A 22773-nucleotide genomic window follows, 5' to 3' on the forward strand; every position below is an offset into this window, starting at 1 on the left:
CTTAACGAGCCCTGTAAAAAAGAGTTTCCGCTGCTGCCGGATGGACGCAACGTATTCATCCACGCACGGGTTAGTGAACCCAAATTCATCGTTCAGATCTGCGGCACGCTAGCGGCCATTGAATTATGGTCTGGCGCATCATGGCGGCTCACAACCATACGACGGATAAAAGCTGGCCTATTATCCAGACACTTCAGTGGCGTTACTGTGCTCATCCTCCCGGTAGACGATCATACCTTAATGTTTAGAACGTTTTTTCTGGCGCAAAGGGGGGCAGTTGTGGGGAAACGACGTTCTGCTAAGCGCGGGAAGTGGGCAGTCTGATCTTCAAAAGAAAGCCATTGCGATACCCTAGCCTTCTGCACGTTTATCGGGTAGGGGTTGCCAGTACAGATGTGCAGGCCACCTGTAGCGCATATTTTCCTGGAGATGTTGCGGGATATTTGGCTCACTCAGGCATAACCAGGACAGTAAACCGGCTTTACTATCAGGGCCAGCCACCCAGTAGGGGAGATAAGCAATTCCCCTACCTTCAATGGCGGCATGACCCCGACTCTGCTCAGAAATGAGAACGGACATTAACGCCGGTCATCCGTCAGGAATCTCAGTTGGCGGATGCGGTTGGTCTGATGGTTATTTCTGTTGTATCCACGCTCTCAGGAGCCTCAATGACCTGCCGCACGGCACGGGCGATATCCGCAGGTTTAAGTGCCACAGAACGGTACACATCCATTGCCGCCCTGGTTTCCGGATGCGTAATGGTTGAGGCAAGTTCACTTTCCACCACGCCGGGATTGACACAGGTCACACGAATATTTGGGCTTTCCTGGCGTAAACCATCCGAAATCGCGCGTACTGCGAATTTTGAGGCGCAATAGACGGCGGCGGTTGGCACGACAGACAGGGCACCAATAGAGCCAATATTGATTATCTGACCGGAGCCCTGCGCTTGCATCACGGGAAGCACAGCGCCAATGCCCCAGAGCACGCCTTTGATATTCACGTCGATAATTTGCTCCCATTCATCCTGTTTGCCGGCGGCAAGCGGAGAGAGCGGCATGACGCCCGCATTGTTGATCAGAACATCGACGCGGCCCCATTGATCCAGCGCCGCTTGCACGAAGCTGGTCATCGACTGGCGGCGGGTGACATCTAACTCATGCGCCGCAGCAATACCGCCCGCGCTGCGTATTTCTGCGGCAATGGCCTCGATACGCTCCAGTCTGCGAGCCCCTAATAACACTTTCGCACCTGCGTTTCCAAGCTCTCTGGCCATACCTTCACCAATCCCGCTTGATGCGCCGGTAATTAATATCACTTTTTCCATAGCATGCTCCTTCAGTTGAGTTCGAAACGATCATAGAACGTAACGATTGGTTCCTGTATCCTGCTTTTACTGGACTCACTGGTTAGCACTGTTAAACAATGAAGATAGATCTCAACCTTTTACCGGTTTTTATCGCGGTGGCAGAAGAGCGGAATTTCAGCGCTGCCGCTGCTCGCCTGGGCGTCACCCGATCGGCTATCAGTCAGGGAATAAGACGACTTGAGGACGCGTTCGGCACAATGCTGGTAATGCGTACGACGCGCTCAGTAACGCTGACGGAGGCGGGAGAACGGCTGCGACAATCCCTGTCATTGCCGTTATCCAGTATTGAAACGGCGTTTGAAGATATGACGTCGGACAATATGCCGCGAGGATGTCTGCGGATTGCGGTGACTTCAATAGCCGAAGCGTTTCTTTCCGGCCCGCTGATCGCCTCGTTTGCGGCGGCCAATCCTGCCGTGACGGTCGATATTGTCGTCACAGATGAAGAGTTTGATATTGTGGCTGCGGGTTATGATGCGGGCGTAAGGCTGGGAGAGGTGATCGAAAAGGATATGATTGCCGTCCCGCTTACCGAAAAGCAACGTGAAATGGCGGTTGCCTCGCCTGCGTATCTCGCGACAAACAACGCACCCGTACATCCGCGTGAATTGATCCATCATCGGTGTATCGGCTGGCGTCCAGCCAAAGATGTCGCCCCTTATCGCTGGGCATTTGAGGAGGCGGGTGAACCTTTCAGCCTGGCGATTGAACCGCAGATCACCACTAATGATCTGCGCCTGATGTTGCGGCTGGCGCTTGCGGGTGGCGGCATTACGTTTGCCACGGAGGATACGTTTAGACCGTTTGTTGAAACCGGACAGCTTGTCTCATTGCTGGATGATTATCTGCCTTATTTCCCGGGCTTCTATCTCTACTTTCCTCATCGCCGCAATATGGCACCCAAACTACGTGCCCTGGTCGACCATGTCAGGCAATGGCGACAGCAGCATAGTTAACGTCAGCATTTGTTTCACTCTGCATGCTGATATTGACCTTTTGTCATGAGCGATGTCTGTTTATGATGCTCAGAATAGGGCGGTGAGGGGGGATTGATTCGCTGCGCTCACTCTGTGGGCAGATTCCTCGCGGGCTCGTCATTTGTCCAACTGGCTGCGCCAGTTGTCGACCCCCGGTCGGGGTTTCTTATCCCCCCTGCGGGAGTGCGCTATGCGAAAAAAAAAGCCCGCATTTGCATGCGAGCTCTTCTTCGAATGATGGCGGTGAGGGGGGGATTCGAACCCCCGATACGTTGCCGTATACACACTTTCCAGGCGTGCTCCTTCAGCCACTCGGACACCTCACCACATTGTATCGCTGCCAGCCAGTACAGGGGGCAACGGGGCGCTACTATAGGGAGTTGTACTGAAACGGTCAAGCAAGATTTTAAGCTTTCATGACTGTTCGCTTAAGGTGTGAGCAATGCGAAGATTTACTGCGAAATCCGCAGGCTTACTGGTCAATAGAGCAAAACGAATAAGCACCGATCTCGCTGGTATTAATCATGAGTAAACTTGAGAGTTCCCTAAGATAGTAAGGATAATTCTAAAGCTGGACGGTACGCTTCTGCATCAGAGATGCATCAGGCCTTTTATCCATATCTATAAGGTCGACTTTTATTCTGTGACAAGCCCATACAGATGGCCTCGATTTATTTCCTTTTAGCTTTTCGGGGGGCTTTTCTAATCACGGTCGAATAGATCTGTTTTGACGGGCAATGTATTCGTGACCTGTATCCGCAACCCGGCGTCTTTGAAAAAAATTTCGGCATGATTAATGTTCAGCGATGAAGCGATAACGGGATATTTGCCCTTTATTGTGCATTATTAATATTGGCTACCGAAGCCCTGGCAACCAGTCGGCCGGTCACGGATTTATTTTCGTTGATAAACTGCGGATGCCCATCGATCAGCGCGCGGATGCGTTGTATGCAGCGTTCCAGCAATTCATCGACAGGGTAGGCGATACAGGTTAACGGTGGATAAAGCAACGAGGCAAGAGGTGAGTCTTCCAGGCTGATGATAGATACTTCCTGAGGTACGGCAATATTAAATTCACGCAATAAGCGCATGGCCTCTGCCGCGTAACTGTCGCGCTTGGCGATGATGGCAGTGTAATTCGTGAAGCTATTGATAAGTTTCAACAACGCTTGCTCAATATCGCTATTCGCCATGACCAGTAACTGGCGATTAAAGGGCAGTGAGTAATTTTGCAATACGCTGCGGTATCCTTCCAGCATCTGTTTACTGGCGGTGTCATCTTCATTATCCACCAGTAACGCAATACTGCGGTGACCTTTGCCAAGTACGTAACGGCAAGCGCTTTCGGTGGCGAAGGCATAGTTATAGCCCAGCCCCTGGCTCCCTTTGGTCGAGAACTCATCAAAAGCGATGACGTTGCTGGACATCTCGCTACTGAGGTTACCTAAAGTGACTACCGCAGCACACTGGTGCTGCAAATTCTGGATCGCCGTTTTTTGCTCAAGTTCGTCATTAACGTACTGAATGAGAAGTGATTTATTGAGCGATTTCACGGCCAGCGACAGGCGAGGCAGCAGAGTGGCGCTGAAACTGGCTTCATGGGCAGGCAACACCATACCAATATAGCTTGATGTATTGCTGGCGAGCGTTTGCGCCGCAAAGCTGGGACGGTAATCGAGCACTTCAACGGCTTTTAACACGGCTTCACGGCTATCGTCGCGTACACCGCGTGTGCCGGTCAGTACGCGCGAAACAGTGGCACGGGAAACATTAGCTAGCTTGGCAACATCATCAATTGTAGGCATGGTGTTTTCTGGATTGCGGTTTTCTCCCAATAATACCATAAATGCAGACAGGTATTAGTGACTTACGCCGTCTGTGTCGCCTTCCCGGCAAGCGCTGAGCGCATTACCGGCAACCAGGCTGCTCCGCGCACACCACTGGCATCACCAAATTTTGCTTTCATCATGGCGGTGCGGCAGGTTGGAGAGAAAATGTACTTCCCGACAGCAACAGGCAGATCGCGGTATAGAGATTCAACATTAGAAAGCCCGCCGCCAATCACAATCGCGTGGGGATCAAGGGTATTAATGACGCTGGCAATGCTTCGCGCAAAAGCATCGATAAAATGCTGATAGTGAGCAAACGCCGACGTATCCCCCGCTTCTGCGGCGGCAATAATAGATTCAGTACTTAATTGTGTTCCATGTTTCATATTGAAACGGCGGCTAAAACCGGTGCCCGATATATAGCTTTCAATGCAGTTTTCATGCAGGCAATAGCAGTGTTGAACAGGGCCATCTTTTGCCGCCGTCCAGCCAGGTAGCGGATTATGACCCCATTCACCGGCAATGGCATTGGGGCCGCTAAGTAATTGGCCATTCACCACCACGCCACCGCCGCATCCGGTGCCGACAATCACGCCAAAGACGGTGCCATATCCCTTACCTGCGCCGTCAATGGCTTCGGAGAGGGTAAAGCAGTCGGCATCATTCGCCAGAAACACCTGCTGACCGAGGCGAAGCGTCAGATCCTGGGCTAAATTTTCGCCATTCAGCACCAGACAATTACAGTTTTTAATAAGCTCTGTGCCGGGATCTATTGCACCAGGCAGCCCAATGCCAAGGGTAAATTCGCGGTGCTGTGCGTTTCTGACGTGCTCAATCATGTCGATAAGATGATCGAGAAAGCCCGGGTAATCTGCCTTATAAGTTGGTCGGCGCTCACGAAAATGAATATTGCCCTCTTTATCCAGCAATACTGCCTCTATTTTCGTGCCGCCAATATCGAGGCCAAGATGAAGCATCGTAATTCTCCAGTCAAAAAGAAGAGAGGCAGCGCCTCTCTTCAATGCCACGCCACTCAGTGGCGGGTGCGGTAAATTTCAATCAGTTCAGTAACCAGCTCTTTGGCGAGGATTGAGGTCATCAGGTGATCCTGCGCATGCACCATCACCAGCGTCATTTGGGTTTTACCTTCACCTTCATCAGCTTCAATAAGCTGGGTCTGCACCAGGTGGGCTTCGCGGGCGAAATGTTGTGCCTGCTGCATCTTCTCATCCGCATCGGCAAAATTTCCCGCTTTCGCGCTGTGCAGCGCTTCGTAACATAAGCTTCGTGACTGTCCGGCATTGATGATAATGCCCATGACTTGCTCTTCTAATTCCATAACATCCTCTGACTCGGTGATTACATTTATGCAGTTTCAGACTGGCCTACGCGGCTGGCTGGTTGGTTTTCAGCCGTGTCTTGTTCAAGCAGCTGCTTTTCGTAGGCTTTAAAGAACGGGTAATACATCAGGGTGGCAGTGGCCATACAAATCAGGCACATAATCACCGGGCTGAAAGCCCAGTTTGCCGCCCAGGAGGCGCCGATCGGAGCAGGGGTTGTCCACGGCGTCATCGAGACCACCCTGGCGACCAGCCCAAAGTCGAGCGCGAAGTACGCCAGCGTGGCGTTGACCATTGGCACCAGTACAAACGGAATAAAGAACAGCGGGTTCATAATGATCGGTGCACCAAACAGGATCGGTTCATTGATGTTGAACATGCCCGGTACAATGCCCATCCGGCCGATGGTGCGCAGGTGCACGGCTTTACTGCGAATCAACAGCAGCGCCAGGGGCAGCGTTGAGCCCACGCCGCCAATCAGCAGATAGTGATCCCAGAATCCCTGAACATAAATATGTGGAATGGCGGTGCCGGCGGCAATAGCGGCCTGGTTGACGGAGAGGTTTGCCATCCAGAAGGGGTTCATAATACCGGTGACGATCAGTGCGCCATGAATACCGGCAAACCACAGGATCTGGCACACCAGCACGGAGAGCAGAATCGCCGGTAATGTATCCGACGCGGCGACCAGCGGTTTTACCAGCGACATAATTGCTTCCGGAATGATCATGCCGAACTGCGCTTCAATAATCAGGTTTAGCGGGTGCAGCGTCAGAACCACCGCCAGCACCGGAATCAGGATTTCGAATGAACGGGCCACCCCGGTCGGCACTTCAGGCGGCAGACGAATAGTAATATTGTTGCGGCGTAGCAAGGCGTACAGCTCGGTGGTGTAGATAGCGACCAGCAGCGCGGTAAAGATCCCCTGACCGGAAAAATACGCTGTCGATATTTGCCCATCTTTTAGCGGCGCGGCGATCAGTAAAAACCCCATCAGCGATAACATGCCGGACGTCAGCGGATCCAGCGCGTGGTGCCGCGCGAGGCTCGCGGCGACACCAACGGAGATAAATATCGTCATGATGCCCATGCTGAAATAGTACGGCAGCATCAGATTGGCGCGGTGATCGAGCGAGAATTGCAGCCACGCGCGCGCAAATCCCCAACTGGTATCCGGAGAGAAAGGCGGGAAAATAAACACCAGCATGAAAGAGCCGACAATCATAAACGGCAACGCAAGGATAAAACCGTCGCGAATGGAGGTTACGTATTTCTGCTGGCCGACAGCGCCGGCCAGCGGTGTGATTTTTTGCTCAATCACAGCGATCAATTTCGAGTACAGAGAACTCATGGCGTGTCCCTTATTTTTTATTGTCGATAAGTGAAAGGGCAAAATCTAAAACTGCCGCACCCTTTTGCATGCCGTAATCCATCATGTTGATGGGCTCCACGCGGATGCCGTAAGCATTCGCCTTGCTTTGCAGATCCTTCTGCATGTACTTCACCTGCGGGCCAAGAAGAACCACTTCATAATTGCCCACCTGTTGCTCAAACTCCGCGACGCCAAAGGCTTTGATATCAACATCCAGAGCGCGCTTTTCCGCCTCTTCGACCATTTTTTTCACCAGCAAGCTGGTCGACATGCCAGCGGAACAACAAAGCATGATTTTTTTCATGAACAGACTCCTGACTGAGTGACGAGAATGGGCGCACTATAGATTTATGGATTCAAAACGGAAAGCGCTTTCCGTTTGTGGATGCATTTAATGTGAGCACGATCACCAGTTTGCAGCTTTCACTTTGGATCGATGTAAGCGATGATCCTGCGACTTCATGGCTTAAATAGGTTTCATCATGAACATTCAGTTTATGAATGTAGCTGTCGTGCTGATCGAGCAGCGCATTACCCCCTTCGCCAACCTGCTCACGCGCAGCCAGCACATCACCGCAATGCGCGACAGCTTTGCGTTAGCTATGCCTTTCGTGATCGTCGGCAGCCTGATGGTGCCACTGATATTTCCGCCCGTTTCCATCAATCCTTTTTCCTGGTTTGGCGGCTACTATCAACTTATTCGCCCGATGTTATTACCCACGTTCGAGCTGACGATTGGGCTGGTGGCGTTGATCATTGCTTTTGGTGCCAGTGCCAGTCTGGCCAAGCAATATCAGCTACCGGAAAGGCTCTCCGGGTTGACGGGGTGTCTCTCATTTCTGGTATTTATCGGTTTTAAAACCACCGACGGAAGTAATCTGTTTCTCGGCGGTCTGGGGATTTTTAGCGCCCTGATATCGAGTTTTTACGGCATTGAAGTGATTCGTTTTTTCTATCGTAAAGGCTGGTATATCCGCCTGCCGGATGAAGTGCCGGTAATGACGCGCAATGGCTTTCAGTTGCTGGTGCCGTTGCTGGTGGTCATGCTGTCGATAACGGTAGTGAATACCACCTTAAAACTGACCACTGGCATGATCCTGCCGAATTTGATCAGCGAGGCCTTTCGCCCGTTGATAATTGCGTCGGATACGCTGACGGCCATTCTTATCTCATTGATTATTTGTAATTTACTCTGGTTTGTTGGTATCCACGGCGCGCTGATTATTACCGGCATTATGAATCCTTTCTGGATGACTTATCTGTTTGAAAACCAGCAGGCACTGGCCAGCGGGGAGGTAAGGCTTCCGCATATTTATCTGCAAGGTTTCTGGGATTTTTATCTGCTGATTGGCGGTATCGGCTCAACGTTACCGCTGATTTTTATGGCGCTGCGTAGCCGTTCCCGGCAACTGAAAAGCGTCGGCAAAATTGGTCTCATTCCTTCGCTGTTTAATATCAACGAGCCGATTTTATTTGGCTTCCCCGTGATCCTTAACCCGATTTTTTTAATCCCCTTTATTTTTGTACCGGTCATCAACGCCTGCATTGCCTGGTATTTAACGCATCTGGGCGTGCTGGATCGCGCTGTGGCGATGCTGCCCTGGTCGATGCCTGCGCCGCTGGGCGCGGCCTGGTCGGCAAATGGGAGCTGGAAAAACATGTTTATGTGCCTGTTCGCTTTCTTCAATTCATGGATGATCTACCGGCCTTTCTTCAGGGTTTATGAACGCCAGTTGCTGGAGACGGAAAACAGGTAAATCCTCACGTTGTTTCCCCGGCCAGCGCCAGCATTGCGCTGGCTTTTTTATTTCCTGCTGCAATTTATGTGACTTTTATCACGATTTTATCGCCGTTATTGTCGAATTTGTGATTTGATCCGGCAATTATGGAAAGCGCTTTCCTTTTGTGGATGTACTTTTCCTTTTTTGATCCGTAAATTTCCACTCGCGCCAAACCGACGCGCTTTCATTTAAAAAAAGAACAAGGGAAATTATGAACAGATTGAACCGATTATTACCTCTTGCCTTACTCATTAATGCTGCGCTCAGCGGCGTTGCGCTGGCGGATGAGGTCAAGTCCTATGATTTCACGCTGCATGGCTACATTCGCTCCGGCATCCTGGCGAACTCCGATGGCAACCGTGTTGATTCCGTGGGATTGATGCCTGACGGCAAATGGCGTCTGGGCAATGAAGACGACACAAAAATTGAATTAATTCCGCAAGTTACCCTTAAAGCCGCCTCCGGTGCAGTGGCAAAAATTCAGGCCAACATCACGCATCAGAGCAAATGTACATCTGACTGGAACTGCCGTGACGACGACGGGCACGATGTGCAATTCCGTGAAGGTTTCGTCGAGCTGAGCAATCTCGACTTTGCCCCGGAAATCACGTTCTGGGGCGGTAAACGCTACAGCAGCTCTAACACCTCCAGCCACCAGTTCGACTGGGAATACATTCAGTACAACGGTACCGGCGGCGGTTTCGACAATATGGATCTCGGCTTCGCCCGCTTTGACGCCGGCGTTTATGCCTTCTCACCGACCGATGAAACCAAGGCTTACCCGGTGGATAAGGGGGATCAGGGTTATCCGGATGATTACTCACTCAATTTATGGTTCAAGAAAATTGGCGGCACGGGGCTGGATCTGGAATTTATCGGTCATCGCATGAACCGCAATGAAAACCACCCAACCGCCGCGGAAAAAGGCTATGGCATTACCGGCGTCTACAATTTTGATGGCTTCTGGGGGCTGACAGGCGGTTATTCCAAACTGGTTATGCAGTATGGCCGCGGGCTGGCGGCGGGCGATTCGCTGGGTAAAAACGGCTGGGGCTGGGCAAATACAGAAGATACGCAGTCGTGGCGCGTGGTGCTCGACAGCATGGCGTCACTGGGAAACGTGGATATCTCAACCTTTGCCTACTATCAGAAAGATAAAAATTACCGCTGGTGGACAAGTGACGCAGACGGCTGGGGGCGCACGAGCTGGGTAGCTGGTATTCGTCCGTATCACCAGATAACCAAAAACTTCGCCATGCAGTATGAAGTCGGTTATGAGTACCTGGACGATGAGAACTACAAGGGCGTGAATGGTAAAGGAAAAGGCGGGCTGACGAAAGTGACCATCGCGCCCACTCTGACTTTCGACTCCGGTTTCTGGAGCCGCCCGCAGTTGCGCTTCTTCGTGACCTACGCGAAATGGGATAAAGGGGTGTCCGATGCGCTGGACGGCAACTACAACTGGGACACCAACACCATTTCAGCCGGTGGTTACAGCCGCAGTGGTAGCACCGACACAGTGAACTTCGGCGTCCAGGCTGAAGTGTGGTTCTAAGGAGAGACGACGATGTATAAACCGATGCGTAAAGTATTACTGCTATCGATGCTCTCCGCCCTGACAAGCGCAAGTGCGATGGCGGCGGAGCAGTCGCATTTCGAACATTTCATCACCCGTCAGGGTGCGCAACTGCTGGATGGCAACACTGTTTTCCGTTTTGCCGGTATTCACGCTCCGGAACTGCACCGCATTGAAGATGATGCGCGTGGTGTCTGCAAAGCCGATCCGCGCGGCTGGGGGCAATATTTCAAATGGCCAACCGCCGACGAGCAGGCGAACTGGATCCGCGCGATGGTGCAAACCGGCGCGAAGGCCCAGCGTGTCTATGTCCTCTCCGTTCAGCAGGAAAATGACGCTGCCTGCGGACGCGCCACGCATATCCTGGCACCCGCAACGCCAGACGGAATGCCGCAGTTGAATGAAGAGGCGATGAAAGTCTATGACAACATGATAGCGGAAGCGGATAAGCAGGGGCTGCGTCTGATCCTGCCCTTTATCGACCACTGGTGGTGGTGGGGCGGTCGCGAGCAACTGGCCGCGTTCTATCATGAAAAACCAGAAGATTTTTACCGTACTGACAGTAAAACCTTTAAAGCCTATCTGGATGTGATTCGTCAGGTGATCACCCGCACTAATACGGTAACCGGGCGTACCTACTTTGATGAAAAAGCGATTATGGCCTGGGAAACGGGCAATGAGCTGGAAGATACCAATGCGGAATTCCTCAAGCAAACGGCGGCGTGGATCCGCAAATGGGCACCGCATCAGCTCATTATTGATGGCACCTATAAGAAGATAAATGCCTTTGCACTGAGCGATCCGAATATCGATATCGTCAGCAACCATTACTACACCAACGCCGGGAATAACCACCCCGATCAAGTACACAAAGATCTGCAAGCGATAGGCGGTAAAAAGGCGTATCTGGTCGGGGAGTTCGGCCTGCTCGATCAGGCACAGCTTAACGACATCATGCAGTCGATAGTGCACAGCGAAGTCAATGGCGCGCAGGCCGCCGGCGGTTTTATCTGGGGTTTTCGCGGTCATCGCCATGACGGCGGGTTTTACTGGCACAAAGAGTTCACCGGCCACTACAGCTACCATCTGCCAGGTTTCCCGGTAGAAGGCAAAGCCAACCAGGAAATGGCGGTGGTGGATCTGGTACGCAAGGCATCTGCGCAACTTGCCGGTTCAGATAAGGTTCAACCGTTACCGGTGCCGGATGCGCCGCGCCTGCGGGAAACCGACTCACCTTTTGCCATCAACTGGATGGGATCGCCGGTCGGGCGTTACTACGATGTTGAACGCGCCACGTCAGCCACCGGCCCGTGGACACTTGCCGGTAAAGATATCTCAGACGGCGTAAACGAGTGGGATCCGGCGACGATGGATCTGTTCCGCGATGATTATCGCAGCCTGCAATTAGGGAAAACCTATTACTACCGCGTGATCGCCAAAAACGAAAGTGGGGCGTCAGCGCCGTCGAATGTGATCAGTGTGCAGCATCACCAGCAGAACAACGCGCCGGTGGTGTCAGTGAGTGAGCCGCTCACCACCACGCTGGACAAAGGTGTACCGCTGAAAGCCGTCTGGACGGACGACAACCTTCCCGATCGCAACGTGGCGCAACGCTGGAGCACGAACAACAGCAACAATGCGCATATTTGCGGCGCGACGAAAGCTGAAACGCGGGCATGGTTCTCCGCACCCGGCACCTATGCGCTGACCTTTACCGCCGATGATGGGCTGCTCAGCAGCAGCAAAACAGTCCGCGTCACGGTGAAGAAAGCCACCGGTAAAACCCCTGCCGACTTCTGTACGTTTGGCGGCGGCGTGCTGGATGTCAGCAAAGGCAAACTGACGGTGGCGAAAGCCAGTGAGAATCAGCTTGCCATTGGTGATGACGGCTTTCTTGGCCCGTTCGCCAATGAAGGCGATAGCGTTAACTGGCAGGTGAATGTCCCCTGGGAAGGGCAGTTTGCGTTGCGGGTGACATTCAACGGCAAATGGGGCGCTAAAAAGAATTCGTTCGTGGTGAATGGTGGCACGCCGATCCCGGTGGAATTCCCTCAGACCGATGAAAAAGGCCAGCAATTAGTTGTTCCGGTCACGCTGAAAGCGGGGACAAATACCATCAGCTTCGGCAAGTTTCCCGGCGACTGGGGCTATCTGTTTATCAAATCTATTGAAGTCACCACCGAATAACCATTTCGCTGCGCCGTATCGGCGCAGCTTTTTCAAGGAGGCGTTATGACCCGGTATTCATTCCCGGCAGGTTTTTTATGGGGTGCGGCGGCATCCGGACCGCAAACGGAAGGCGTAGAGGGGAAACCCCATCGTTCCATCTGGGATAGCTGGTTCGCTGAACAGCCGGAACGTTTTTTTCAGCAAACGGGGCCGCAAACCGTATGCGAAACCTATCGTAAATATCCGCAGGATGTTGCGCTGATGAAGTCACTCGGCTTCAACTCATTTCGCACGTCGATTCAGTGGACGCGCCTGATCGCCGATTTTGAAACGGGCGAGCCGGATGCAGATGCCGTGCGTTTTTATCATGCCTATTTCGATGAGATGATCGCCAGTGGCATTGAACCGATGATCAACCTGTATCACTTTGATATGCCCGAAGTGCTGCAGAAAAAGTACGGCGGTTTCGAATCGGCGCATGTAGTGGAGTTGTTTGCCCGCTTTGCGCGCACGGCGTTCAGTTTGTTTGGTCATAAAGTGAAGTACTGGATCACCTTTAACGAGCCGATTGTGCCGGTTGAAGGGGGATATCTGTACGATTTCCATTATCCGTGTAAAAAAGACGGCAAGCTGGCGGCACAGGTGGCTTTTAATATCATGCTGGCGCATGCGAAAACGGTTCAGGCATACCGTGAACTGGCGCTGGACGGCGAGATTGGCGTGGTGCTGAACCTGACGCCGTCCTACACTCGTAATGATTCAGAGGAAGATAAAAAAGCAGCCGAGTATGCCGATTTATTGTTTAACCGCAGCTTTCTCGATCCGCTGGTTAAACATGAATTCCCGAAAGCGTTATGCGAAATTCTGGCGGCCAACAAATGCCTGCCGGAAGTCGCTAAAGCGGATGTTGACCTGATTACCTCATCGCGCATCGATTTTCTCGGGGTGAACTATTACGTGCCCCGGCGCGTAAAAGCGCGGGAAAGCGACTATACGCTCGATTACTTCACGCCAGAATTTTATTTCGAAAACTATGTTAATCCGCACGGGCGTTTTAACCCTTACCGTGATAACAACGAAATTCTGCCGCAGGCGATTTACGACATCGCCGCGAATATCCGCGACAATTACGGCAACATTAAGTGGTATCTGGCGGAAATTGGTATTGCCATGGATCTGGAATCCGAAGGGCCAGTGCAGGCCGACGGTGTGATTGATGACAGTTTCCGCATTGGCTTGATGCAGGAACATTTAATCCAGTTACATCGGGCCATTGCCGATGGTGCGAATTGTTTTGGCGTCCATCAATGGACATTTATTGATAACTGGTCATGGATTAATTCATTCAAGCGTCGCTACGGTTTTTATCGCCTCGATCTGCAAACCGGCGAGCGGCATATCAAGCGCAATGGATTATGGTTTGCATCGCTGGCGCAAACCAACCATTTCACCACGGAGGAGTGACCTTATGCGCCACTATTTTTATCCGCTGGTAAATGAAGTGAAAAACTACCCGTGGGGAAGCTACTCGGCGCTTAACCAGCGTTTTAAGATCCCTAACCCGGATGATCAACCGCAGGCAGAGCTGTGGATGGGCGTACATCCGGCCGGTATTTCTCAGGTTGGTGATGAAGACGGTTCCTGTTCTCTGGCGGAACTGATTGCCGGGGATAAAACGGCTATGCTTGGCCGTCGAATAGCGGAGCAATTCGGTGATTTGCCATATTTGCTGAAGATCCTTGCTGCGGAACGTGCGCTGTCGATTCAGGTACATCCACAAAAAGCGCAGGCGCAGGCGGGTTTCCATCGTCAGCAAAATAATCCGCCAGATTATAACGACGACAACCATAAACCGGAGCTGGTGTATGCCATTACGCCGTTTATGGCGATGAATGGGTTTCGCCAGCCGACTGAAATTGTACGCAATTTTAAAAAGCTGAATATTTCTTCGCTGGAGGCGGTGTTAAACCTATTAGCGTTACACCCTTGCGCGGAAACGATGCAGGCTTTTTTTGTCACGTTGATGCAACTGCCGCAGGATGAAAAGCAGAAAGCATTAACACGCCTGCTCGATGAAGCTGAGGCATTATATGACGCCAACCTGGCGTCATTTATTTTTCGTCTGCGCCAGCATTATCCGGATGATATCGGCCTGTTCGCACCGCTTTTTCTCAACAGCCTGACCTTACAGCCAGGCGAGGCGATGTTTCTTTCGCCGGGCACGTTGCATGCCTATGTACAGGGAGTGGCCGTCGAGGTGATGGCCAGTTCCGATAACGTACTGAGAGCAGGGTTAACGGACAAAAATATAAACCTTGCAGAGTTGGTTGCCTGTACCGTTTTTGAACCTATCAGCGAGGAGCAATTACGGATGGCACCGGCAAAACACGTCGGGTGGCAGCATTATGATGTTCCGGTTGAGGATTTCTGTTTTGATGTATATAGCGAGGCTAATAATCTTGCTATACAGACTACCAGCGCTGAAATCGTATTAGTCATTGATGGACACGCGGTATTAGAACATGCATCCGGCAAAATACTCACGCTCTACGCCGGGAAGTCTGCATTTATTCCGGCTTCCACGCGGGACTGGACGCTGAGCATTACAGGGACATTATGTCGTGTTTATGCCTGATCTAAGGTACGAATCAATGGAGTACTGCTACCTTATCTAAAACCTCTTTCAGAATGGTTTTCAGAAAAATTTCTCTATAAAAAAAGCCCCGTCAGGGGCTTCGTGTCTGTAAAGACTATATACGCAGCGCTGATTTAGAAGCGATATTGCAGACCAGCGGTAATGGTATAGTTTTTGTTGGAAATGCCTGCAGCATCTCCGCCAATAGATGCAGATTGACCACTGGTGGTATCAATAATCTGCGTACCGCCTTTGCCTTCTTCATAGCTGCTATAGGTGAATTCGGCAAAGACTTTGGCTTGCGGCGTAACGTAATAGCCGGCATCAATTGACGCACCGTAATAGCGTGAGTTGCTCGTTTTTTCACGGAAGGTCAGATCACGCATGTAGTGTTCATCGTTGTCATGAGCTTTGACCCAATCACTGAATTTGAACAGGGCATTAAATTCAAAGTCATTAATACGATACTGGCCCGCGAGGCCAATGTACGGCATTGAGAAACGCTGGCTATAACCAATGCCACGCTCGCCTGCCGGGAAGTTTCCGGTATACGCGCCGTTATCGTAGTTGTAAGAACCGCCGGTCGCCGTCCAGCTAAAACGTGTTTCCTGATAACCAGCAACCACGCCAGCTTTATAGTTTTCGTCCTGGAAAACCCAGCCTTTTACATTGAGATCGTATTCATTGGCATAATTCACATCCGTACTCGGATGTGAGGAGTGATCTGTCCAGTCTCTCTGGCTGGCGTTCTGCCAGTCGTAATCATCCATATGACCGGAGCCAGATGCCAGAGATGTCCAGCCACGTGCGTTCAGTGTCAGAAAAGAGTACGCGTTCCAGGAAATGTCACCTTTCAGAATAGCGACATTTTTAAGTTTCCAGTCCAGCTGGCTGATCTTACGCCCTGTCACTTCGTCATAGACCATTTCATGGGATTTTCCGGCCAACATCCCGGCAGAAGCTGAAACAGTAACACTCTCCGGGGATAAATCCGGTGTATATTGCATAGGATCCGCATAAGCTGCTGCTGAAAGAGCGGCCATCATCATCACTGCAACACTACTTTTTTTCATTTTTATTTCCCTAAAACAAATTTAATCAATAAGTTGCGTGAGAATCCTAAAGGTCATACAAATAGGAATCAACTGCCAGTTTTGGTAATTTTTTAAAATATTTTCGACGAACGACGTTCAGATTGTGTTCATTCTGAATCGGTGAACTATTGATGAGGATTATGAAAAAGCGGTGCCGTTGAGTGGAAATAGTGGATATTGCTAATCCTTCCCGGAGTCGTCATTGTGAGTGTCAGGCGCCCTCCAGACTGAAGTATTTAAGGCTTGGCTTTTTCTGCGTCAGACTGTGAACGACATTGCGTAACTTGTTACCAGCGACCGCGCTTTGCTCAATGCTGGCCAGATTGCCAATACCGGCTCTTCCAGCGGCGGGGCAGGGATGCGCGTTTTCACGGCGCTGGCGTTTTGTCTTTCTTCGGATCCAGATATTTAAGCAGGCGCGTCATTTTGCTTTCTGCGGGGATATACCCGGGTTTGCTTGCATCAATCCAGCTTTCATCAGCTTCTGGATGAGGTCCGGTAAGCACAACCTTACCTGTTCCATAGGTGTAGGCCGCCATTGCAACGTCGCCATTCAGGTAATAAGCGATGGGAGTATAGCCGGGGCTTTTAGTACTGTTACTCAGATAAGGGCCATCCTGATAGTAAAACGACTCCTCTTTGCCTCCCCATTTCACTGAAAGCGTGTAATCGCCTTCGTCATTAGCCTCTGCACCCGGCCGGCCAGCTTCTGAATCAAGGGGAGCATTAATAAGCCCTATCCAGTCTTTGTCCGCAAGATAAGCGCCCATACATAACCCAAGATAACCCTTACCAGAACGCACAAATTCCCGGATAGCGTCAGCGCCTTCATCACCTATCGCATTGTAAGCCGCAGGAATATCCTGTCCGCCTCCGGGCTGAATATACAAATCAAACTTCTTCAGGTTCTGGCGGTTTAATTTGAGCTTTTCGTTCTCGCCGATATAGCTGATGGCGAGTTTCAGGCCGGTATTAACGAGCGATTTTACAACCATTTCTGAGCAGCCCTCGCAACCCGCTTCCCCCCGGTAGACCGCGATATTCACAGGTTTGTTGTCTGCAGAGTGAGCCAGAGGTGTATATCCTGTCGTAAAGAGAACCAGCACAGCGGTAAGCATAAAAATGTTCAGGTAGCGTCTGTAAGGGCGAACTTCAGATTTCATTAAATATTCCTGAATTTTTAGATGACAATGGGGAAGGGCAAAACGGCAACTTAGCGCGTGCTCTCTGATTGACATGCAACCTGGCGTTAAGAGCTCGTTGCCAGGCCTGAAACATCATTAATCCTGTCGTGTCATTTTCACTGCAACTGGATAGCTACCCAGACGTTTGCCTTTCGCGCAACGCTTTCCTGCGTCAGGGCTGGACTAAAAGCGGACACCGTTTAGCCCTCATGCGATACATCCACTTTATCCGTTAAATTCTCAACGTTTCTATAACCGCTCGCAGAACGGGCGGCGCATTGCGGTGCGGATAATAGAGAAATGAACCTTCCAGACGCGGGTATTTGTCCGAAACCCAGTGTTCGCGTATCGCGCATGGCGAAAAGGTTGTGCTGTCGATGGGCAGGTTTGTGCCATCCACGAATGGCGTAATAAGGGGGAAAGCGCTGGTGGCGATCCCCCCTATTTAAGAAGGGCAAACTAGCTTTGTTGACAGAAGCGCAGCCGGTTGCCAAACGGGTCGTGGACTTCCATGACGTCTCCCCAGTCTTGCTTCACGATTTCCGGGCGGCCGTATCCATATTGCTTGCCGTGGAGTTCATTTCTCAACAGCTCGATATTATTCAAAGGGATAAATATCGTCGCGCCCGGGCTGGCGTCACCGTGATGTTCAGAAAGATGTAACTGCAACCCTTCTCTGGCAATGCCCATATACAGCGGTAAGCCGGGCTCGAACCGGTGTTCAAACTCAACGCTGAATGAGAGAAATTCAAGATAGAACTCCTGTGCTTTGCGGACATCAAAAATTCGCAGGATGGGGATGGGTTTACTGAATTGAATTTCAGACGGGGAGATCTGCGGGGGCAACGTTGCTGCCGCTGTGTTCCAGTCTTTGAAGCCTAACTGGTGTGCAACCGTTTCGAGCGCGGTGGAATAAGAAAGCTTATTTTCACGCAACTCAAGAGAGGTTTTTAACTTTGCCGCCATTTGTTTGGCTTGCTCGATAGAAAACATATTTTCTCCTGCTGTCAGGAAATGGTGGTGCTCGCATTACCACGTCCCGACCATCAAGAGTTTTAAAATCAATGAGGTTGAGAACAAACATGCTTTCACCTTTTCCTTTCAGGAAGCGAGCGGCGGGCAGCACGAGCCCTGAATGAGAATACCCAGGCTCGCGAAACGCCACAAGTTTTCAGGTTCGAATGAGGAAGGCGGCTACCAATTCAGGTAGTCACCATTAATGGATGCGTGATGTAACCAGCGTCGCGTCTGCTTTTCGCCTGCTTAGGGCCGACGCGTTCGTGCGAGAAGCGTACAGACCTTGCAAGTATATTGATAGATTGATTAGCCGGGAGAAGCTCAAAATAAACACGCTTCTCATTTGAACGGGGTTTACAGGCGACTGTGTGATGGGGGGAATGGTATTGCGAATAGCGATATTTCAATACTTAAATGAGGTGCATTAATTATAATTTTGAACGTCTTTTGTTTTTTTTGGTTAATCAACTTTCATAGCTCCTGTAATTTATCGTTATAAACTCACGCTTTCGGTGTCCATTCATTATTAAAAACTCTGTAATGCAATTCATTGCTTGTTGATCCTTTAAAGAAATCCGCATCTTTCAGCTCATTAATTTTTTTGAGTTTCAACGATTCCACTACACCAATTGATGCCAGATTACGAGAATCAATCAATGCGTCGACATGAGATAACTTATAATTATTAAATAAAAAATCTATTACCATACGCACACACTGTTTCGCCACCCCTCTTTTTTGATACATCCCAAACACATGATAAGCAATATATGCCCAGCCTTTATCAACCATAATGGTCGACTGGACATATCCAAGATACGCGCCAGAGTTACGATGTATAATCACCCAGTTTAGCCAAATTTGGCTCTTATCCGGTGAGTAACGCAGAGATATTCTCTCATAACGCGCTGTCAACTCATCCATGTTTGCCGGTGGGTTGGTCGGTATAAACTTATAATCGTCAATAGAACATAATCCTGCATACATTTCGTTAGCATGAGATTTATCTAATGGCTCCAGGATATATAAATCGGACATCAAAGGCTCAATTAATTTAGCACTCACAGTGAAGCCCTCATAAAATATGACATGCAGAAATTACCTTTTAGCCACAATTCGCATTTCCACAAGTGCGTTTTCAGGAATGAATTCTGCTACACCAATAGCAGACCATGCCGGGTACGGCGCCTTTATATACTCATCTTTTACTTTAGAAAAAACGTCTATATGTTTTTTAAGATCAATATGAAAAGTGGTCATTTCAAGTATATTTTCATAGCCCAAACCGGCGGCGTTTAAATAAATACCCAGCTTATAAAAGGCATCGTGGAATTGTTCTTCAGGATGCTTACTTATCGGTTTGTCCTTGCGTGCCGCGGTAACGCCTGAGAGATACACTGTGCCATCAGCTTCGATGACCGGGGAGAAGTGCCAGTCATCGAAATAATGCTGAAATTCTTCAGGAACTATCGATTTTTTCATAATTTTTCTCAAATTGATGACTTAATAAATGCCAGCATGTACAAACCGTTATGCTCTGTGGCAATTCCGTCAGGATTATCATCCAACCCTCCGACAAAGCTGGCAATTTTAGATGTCATTCACATTGAATCTGTTTCGGCAAGGTATTTAGCCAATCCCGCCATCACTTCCGGGAAATCTGCGCTGATCCCCTCTCCGAAAGCCTTAGCCTGGGGACCCTGGGTGCTGATCGCATAAATCACTATACTTTCATCGGAGCCGGATGCCTCGATACGATGTTCTACGTTGACCCGTGTTTCATCCACCCAGGTCTCATCAATGAAATATTTTTCTTCAGAAACTTCGGTAAGTTGACTACGGACAACCTCTCCTTCAGGTAACGCCATCGTGAACCATGTTCCCGTATGAAATGGCCCTTCGATAGCGATTGACTTAACGCCAGGGTTCCATCGCTTCCAGTTATCGGTGTCGACAAAGGCCTGCCATATTGCTTTTGGTGTGCTTCTGACAGTGAGCGTATAGCGCTTGCTCCAGGCGTTGTCTTCATTCATAAATTTGCTCATCAGATAGGATAAGTGGGCATCGTGAATGTGTACTTATAATGGCGTAACGGCAAAAATGCCAAACCTCATTTTTCGTTCAGGGAGAGTCAATCTCGCGCAGGCATCTCAACACATAATTATTCGCCAGCAGACCAGGGAAAGGGCTTTGAGATGTGATGCCTGTAGCGCTTTAAACGCTAATTTGGATGGTTAAAAAACGTCCGCCTCTCGCGAAAAGCCGCCTGTCAGATAGTTTGTATTATCGGCTTTGACGCTCACGGAGAAAAAAGCAGCCTGTCCACTTACCGGGATGCTGGCCGGGGCCAGCCTGGCCAAGAATATCAGCAGGGCAAGGAACAGCATCGTTGATTCTGCGAGTCGGGTGGATTTCAATAACGAGCGACGTGCATTAATCATCTTTTACTGTACCAGGGGAGGTAAAGTCTCAGGGTTCCCCCCCAGAATAGGCCGTCAACAAGCCCCGTCACCCCGCCAAACAACATGCAAAAGCTGATGGCTGACCTTAATCCAGGCTGCAGATAAAGGGCCGAGGTCAGGGCAAACTTTATACTAAAAGCAATCACAATCAATCCCAGAGTCAGCGGTGTCCCGGCTCTGATAATCATGCCTGGAGTGTCTGTATTTCTCAGCGGTGGCTGTGAGCGCCATAATCGGTATCCGAGTGCGGTGCCTGCAAACAGCCCGGCGGTCATCATTGTAAGGCTTACTCCAACCCGTTCCGTCTCGGTGATAACGCCATACGCTCCCCAAGCAAGAAAAAGTACCGGGAGTAAAAACAATCGTCCGATTGCCATCTTCCGGTCATAAAGCGCAGCAAAACCGCGACGTAGTAAAAAGGCCAGCAATATCCATACCCATACGGGTGTTGCTCTTAAAAAGTGTGCCATATTCATAATTTGTCCCGATTACGAAAGTGAATCTTTTTCTTCAGCACCGGTGAACCGTCACACCCTAATTTTTCAGCGACACTTATCGCTGTTAACGTCCACTGCAATGCCTGCGATGAGACTTACATATCAGGCTGGCACCGCACACGACATCGGCATGACGGCAAGGTGACACGTCAGTGACACAGGCCGGATCCGGGACATGACAAGCCAGGCCTGCGGCATTAAAGACCAGCCGGTTCAGTTCTGCCAGCATGCAGTAAGCAGGGCCGTTACGTTGTGTACGCAGTGAACCGGCTTTCTGGTAAACCGGCAAATTTCGCTGATTCCGCTTTAAACAACGCATCATCATGCTTTGACGACGCCACTGATCCCGAGACTTGCGGCAAAAGCGATTACGTAATAAATCATGCTCAGGCGTTTCATGCCTGTCAGCGCGACTGCGTAAGCGGCAGGAAAGTTTCAGGCTGGCGCAGTTTGCTGAGCGCATTGTCTCAGAGCATCTCAAGGACGGTTCATTGAGGTGCTTGCAGACAGGCAACCGCCATCAGTACCGGTTACTTTGCAGTACCCACATCAACGCTTTCTTTCTCGCGCGGTGCGCGCATTTGCAGACTGGATAGCGGACATTATCCGATCTTGCCGCAACTTCTGAGCGGCCATCCCAGGATGGCCGTCGTATGCATGCTTAAACCTGCGTCATGCCGCCATCAACGCAAATCTCTGCACCGGCAATGTAGCAACTCTCGTCACTTGCGAGGAAAAATGCGGCGTTTGCAACCTCTTCAGGTTGGCCCATTCTGCCGAGCGGTATTGCGCTGGTTAAGCTTTTACGCACTTCATCAGACGTTGCGGCCATCATTTCAGTGTCTATCGGGCCGGGCGCGACAACGTTAACACGGATACCGCGAGTCGCAAGTTCACGTGTCCAGGTGCGGGCGAAAGAGCGCAGCGCCGCTTTACTGGCCGAGTAGACGCCATAACCATGTGTGCCGAGAACATCAGCAATAGAACCGATGAGAACGACACTGCTGCCGGGTTTCATCAGTGGCAATGCTGCCTGCAGGGCAAAGACGGGGGAGCGAACATTCAGGCCAAACGTCTGGTCAAAATGTTGCTCACTTACCTCTTCAAGCGGGGCGTATTCCGATATTCCCGCATTGATTATCAGGATATCGATGTGACCTGATTTTTCTGAAACCGTCTGCATGATACGGCTCAGTTCGTTCTTCTGACTGACATCAGCCTGCAGCGGCATCACGGTTCCTGATATTTTGCTTTTGGCTGTCTCAAGTTCTTCTTCCCGTCGGGAAGTGAACCAGGTTATGGCTCCCTCAGCGGCTAAACGCTGGCTGATCGCCAGCCCAATTCCTTTTGCACCACCAAGTACCACCGCGACTTTTTTCTCTATTTTGCCCATCTGATTTCTCCGATTGAGGTCGAAAGCAGATGATATAAATTCTATACTTAATATCAATTACGCACTTTCGCTATACCA

The 22773-nt window shown here is 50.5% G+C and carries 21 protein-coding genes, 1 tRNA gene and 2 pseudogenes; 7 read left to right on the forward strand and 17 right to left on the reverse strand.

The window, feature by feature from the left end; all coding sequences use genetic code 11:
- Nucleotides 1-604 precede the first annotated feature (604 nt).
- Complete coding sequence (locus JKP81_RS17825) at nucleotides 605-1327, reverse strand: SDR family oxidoreductase (protein ID WP_200552762.1); 723 nt, start codon at nucleotides 1325-1327, stop codon at nucleotides 605-607.
- Nucleotides 1328-1425: 98 nt separating this feature from the next.
- Between JKP81_RS17825 and JKP81_RS17830 the strand changes: the two genes are divergently transcribed.
- Nucleotides 1426-2325 (forward strand): LysR family transcriptional regulator, encoded by a 900-nt coding sequence (locus JKP81_RS17830; protein ID WP_200552763.1) that lies wholly within the window; start codon nucleotides 1426-1428, stop codon nucleotides 2323-2325.
- A gap of 259 nt (nucleotides 2326-2584) precedes the next feature.
- On the opposite strand, the gene JKP81_RS17835 is transcribed toward JKP81_RS17830, so the two are convergent.
- The 6 genes from JKP81_RS17835 to JKP81_RS17860 form a co-directional block, all read right to left on the reverse strand.
- Nucleotides 2585-2672: transfer RNA gene (locus JKP81_RS17835), tRNA-Ser, on the reverse strand.
- A gap of 507 nt (nucleotides 2673-3179) precedes the next feature.
- Nucleotides 3180-4151, reverse strand: a complete 972-nt coding sequence (locus tag JKP81_RS17840; RefSeq protein ID WP_200552764.1) for a LacI family DNA-binding transcriptional regulator — start codon at nucleotides 4149-4151, stop codon at nucleotides 3180-3182.
- 62 nt (nucleotides 4152-4213) lie between these two features.
- The gene (locus tag JKP81_RS17845) at nucleotides 4214-5152 is read right to left on the reverse strand and encodes an ROK family protein (protein ID WP_200552765.1); all 939 of its coding nucleotides are present in this window, start codon (nucleotides 5150-5152) and stop codon (nucleotides 4214-4216) included.
- Nucleotides 5153-5208: 56 nt separating this feature from the next.
- A complete protein-coding gene (locus JKP81_RS17850; protein WP_370568899.1) occupies nucleotides 5209-5535 on the reverse strand; it encodes a PTS lactose/cellobiose transporter subunit IIA in 327 nt (108 codons plus the stop codon).
- A gap of 5 nt (nucleotides 5536-5540) precedes the next feature.
- A complete protein-coding gene (locus JKP81_RS17855) occupies nucleotides 5541-6866 on the reverse strand; it encodes a PTS sugar transporter subunit IIC (protein ID WP_200552767.1) in 1326 nt (441 codons plus the stop codon).
- A 10-nt stretch (nucleotides 6867-6876) separates the two neighbouring features.
- Entirely contained in the window at nucleotides 6877-7191 is a 315-nt protein-coding gene (locus JKP81_RS17860) for a PTS sugar transporter subunit IIB (RefSeq protein ID WP_200552768.1), read from the reverse strand.
- Nucleotides 7192-7369: 178 nt separating this feature from the next.
- Between JKP81_RS17860 and JKP81_RS17865 the strand changes: the two genes are divergently transcribed.
- The 5 genes from JKP81_RS17865 (at nucleotide 7370) to manA (ending at nucleotide 15048) form a co-directional block, all read left to right on the forward strand.
- Entirely contained in the window at nucleotides 7370-8644 is a 1275-nt protein-coding gene (locus JKP81_RS17865) for a PTS sugar transporter subunit IIC (RefSeq protein WP_200552769.1), read from the forward strand.
- Nucleotides 8645-8879: 235 nt separating this feature from the next.
- Nucleotides 8880-10223, forward strand: a complete 1344-nt coding sequence (locus JKP81_RS17870) for a carbohydrate porin (RefSeq protein ID WP_200552770.1) — start codon at nucleotides 8880-8882, stop codon at nucleotides 10221-10223.
- 12 nt (nucleotides 10224-10235) lie between these two features.
- The gene (locus tag JKP81_RS17875) at nucleotides 10236-12431 is read left to right on the forward strand and encodes a CBM35 domain-containing protein (protein WP_200552771.1); all 2196 of its coding nucleotides are present in this window, start codon (nucleotides 10236-10238) and stop codon (nucleotides 12429-12431) included.
- A 45-nt stretch (nucleotides 12432-12476) separates the two neighbouring features.
- Nucleotides 12477-13877, forward strand: coding sequence for a glycoside hydrolase family 1 protein (locus tag JKP81_RS17880; protein WP_200552772.1), 1401 nt, complete (start codon nucleotides 12477-12479; stop codon nucleotides 13875-13877).
- A gap of 4 nt (nucleotides 13878-13881) precedes the next feature.
- On the forward strand, nucleotides 13882-15048 hold the full coding sequence (manA, locus tag JKP81_RS17885) for a mannose-6-phosphate isomerase, class I (RefSeq protein WP_200552773.1): 1167 nt from the start codon (nucleotides 13882-13884) through the stop codon (nucleotides 15046-15048).
- 134 nt (nucleotides 15049-15182) lie between these two features.
- Here manA and JKP81_RS17890 read toward each other — a convergent pair whose 3' ends face one another.
- The 9 genes and pseudogenes from JKP81_RS17890 to JKP81_RS17925 form a co-directional block, all read right to left on the reverse strand.
- A complete protein-coding gene (locus tag JKP81_RS17890) occupies nucleotides 15183-16121 on the reverse strand; it encodes an omptin family outer membrane protease (RefSeq protein ID WP_200552774.1) in 939 nt (312 codons plus the stop codon).
- Nucleotides 16122-16510: 389 nt separating this feature from the next.
- Nucleotides 16511-17305, reverse strand: a complete 795-nt coding sequence (locus JKP81_RS17895; protein ID WP_200552775.1) for a BPL-N domain-containing protein — start codon at nucleotides 17303-17305, stop codon at nucleotides 16511-16513.
- Between the two features lie 253 nt (nucleotides 17306-17558).
- Nucleotides 17559-17642 (reverse strand): annotated as a pseudogene (locus tag JKP81_RS23645) (hypothetical protein); the annotation flags it as partial.
- 143 nt (nucleotides 17643-17785) lie between these two features.
- Nucleotides 17786-18319 carry a glyoxalase superfamily protein gene (locus JKP81_RS17900; RefSeq protein WP_200552776.1) on the reverse strand — a complete coding sequence of 178 codons (534 nt, stop codon included), beginning with the start codon at nucleotides 18317-18319 and terminating at the stop codon, nucleotides 17786-17788.
- 525 nt (nucleotides 18320-18844) lie between these two features.
- Nucleotides 18845-19408 carry a GNAT family N-acetyltransferase gene (locus tag JKP81_RS17905; protein WP_370568894.1) on the reverse strand — a complete coding sequence of 188 codons (564 nt, stop codon included), beginning with the start codon at nucleotides 19406-19408 and terminating at the stop codon, nucleotides 18845-18847.
- Nucleotides 19409-19441: 33 nt separating this feature from the next.
- Nucleotides 19442-19825 carry a Rid family hydrolase gene (locus JKP81_RS17910; protein ID WP_200552777.1) on the reverse strand — a complete coding sequence of 128 codons (384 nt, stop codon included), beginning with the start codon at nucleotides 19823-19825 and terminating at the stop codon, nucleotides 19442-19444.
- 119 nt (nucleotides 19826-19944) lie between these two features.
- Nucleotides 19945-20376 (reverse strand): SRPBCC domain-containing protein, encoded by a 432-nt coding sequence (locus JKP81_RS17915; RefSeq protein WP_200552778.1) that lies wholly within the window; start codon nucleotides 20374-20376, stop codon nucleotides 19945-19947.
- Nucleotides 20377-20577: 201 nt separating this feature from the next.
- A complete protein-coding gene (locus tag JKP81_RS17920; protein ID WP_200552779.1) occupies nucleotides 20578-20784 on the reverse strand; it encodes a hypothetical protein in 207 nt (68 codons plus the stop codon).
- Nucleotides 20781-21281, reverse strand: coding sequence for a DUF6622 family protein (locus JKP81_RS17925; RefSeq protein ID WP_200552780.1), 501 nt, complete (start codon nucleotides 21279-21281; stop codon nucleotides 20781-20783). Before JKP81_RS17925 ends, JKP81_RS17920 begins: the two co-directional genes overlap by 4 nt.
- A gap of 449 nt (nucleotides 21282-21730) precedes the next feature.
- On the opposite strand from JKP81_RS17925, the pseudogene JKP81_RS23650 reads away from it, so the two are divergent.
- Nucleotides 21731-21967 (forward strand): annotated as a pseudogene (locus tag JKP81_RS23650) (LysR family transcriptional regulator); the annotation flags it as partial.
- Here the strand turns inward: JKP81_RS23650 and JKP81_RS17930 are convergent.
- The gene (locus JKP81_RS17930; protein ID WP_200552781.1) at nucleotides 21964-22695 is read right to left on the reverse strand and encodes an SDR family NAD(P)-dependent oxidoreductase; all 732 of its coding nucleotides are present in this window, start codon (nucleotides 22693-22695) and stop codon (nucleotides 21964-21966) included. The pseudogene JKP81_RS23650 and the gene JKP81_RS17930 overlap by 4 nt on opposite strands.
- Between the last annotated feature and the right edge of the window lie 78 nt (nucleotides 22696-22773).

The organism is Kosakonia sp. LAM2021 (genome assembly GCF_016620385.1).
Lineage (GTDB): Bacteria > Pseudomonadota > Gammaproteobacteria > Enterobacterales > Enterobacteriaceae > Kosakonia > Kosakonia sacchari.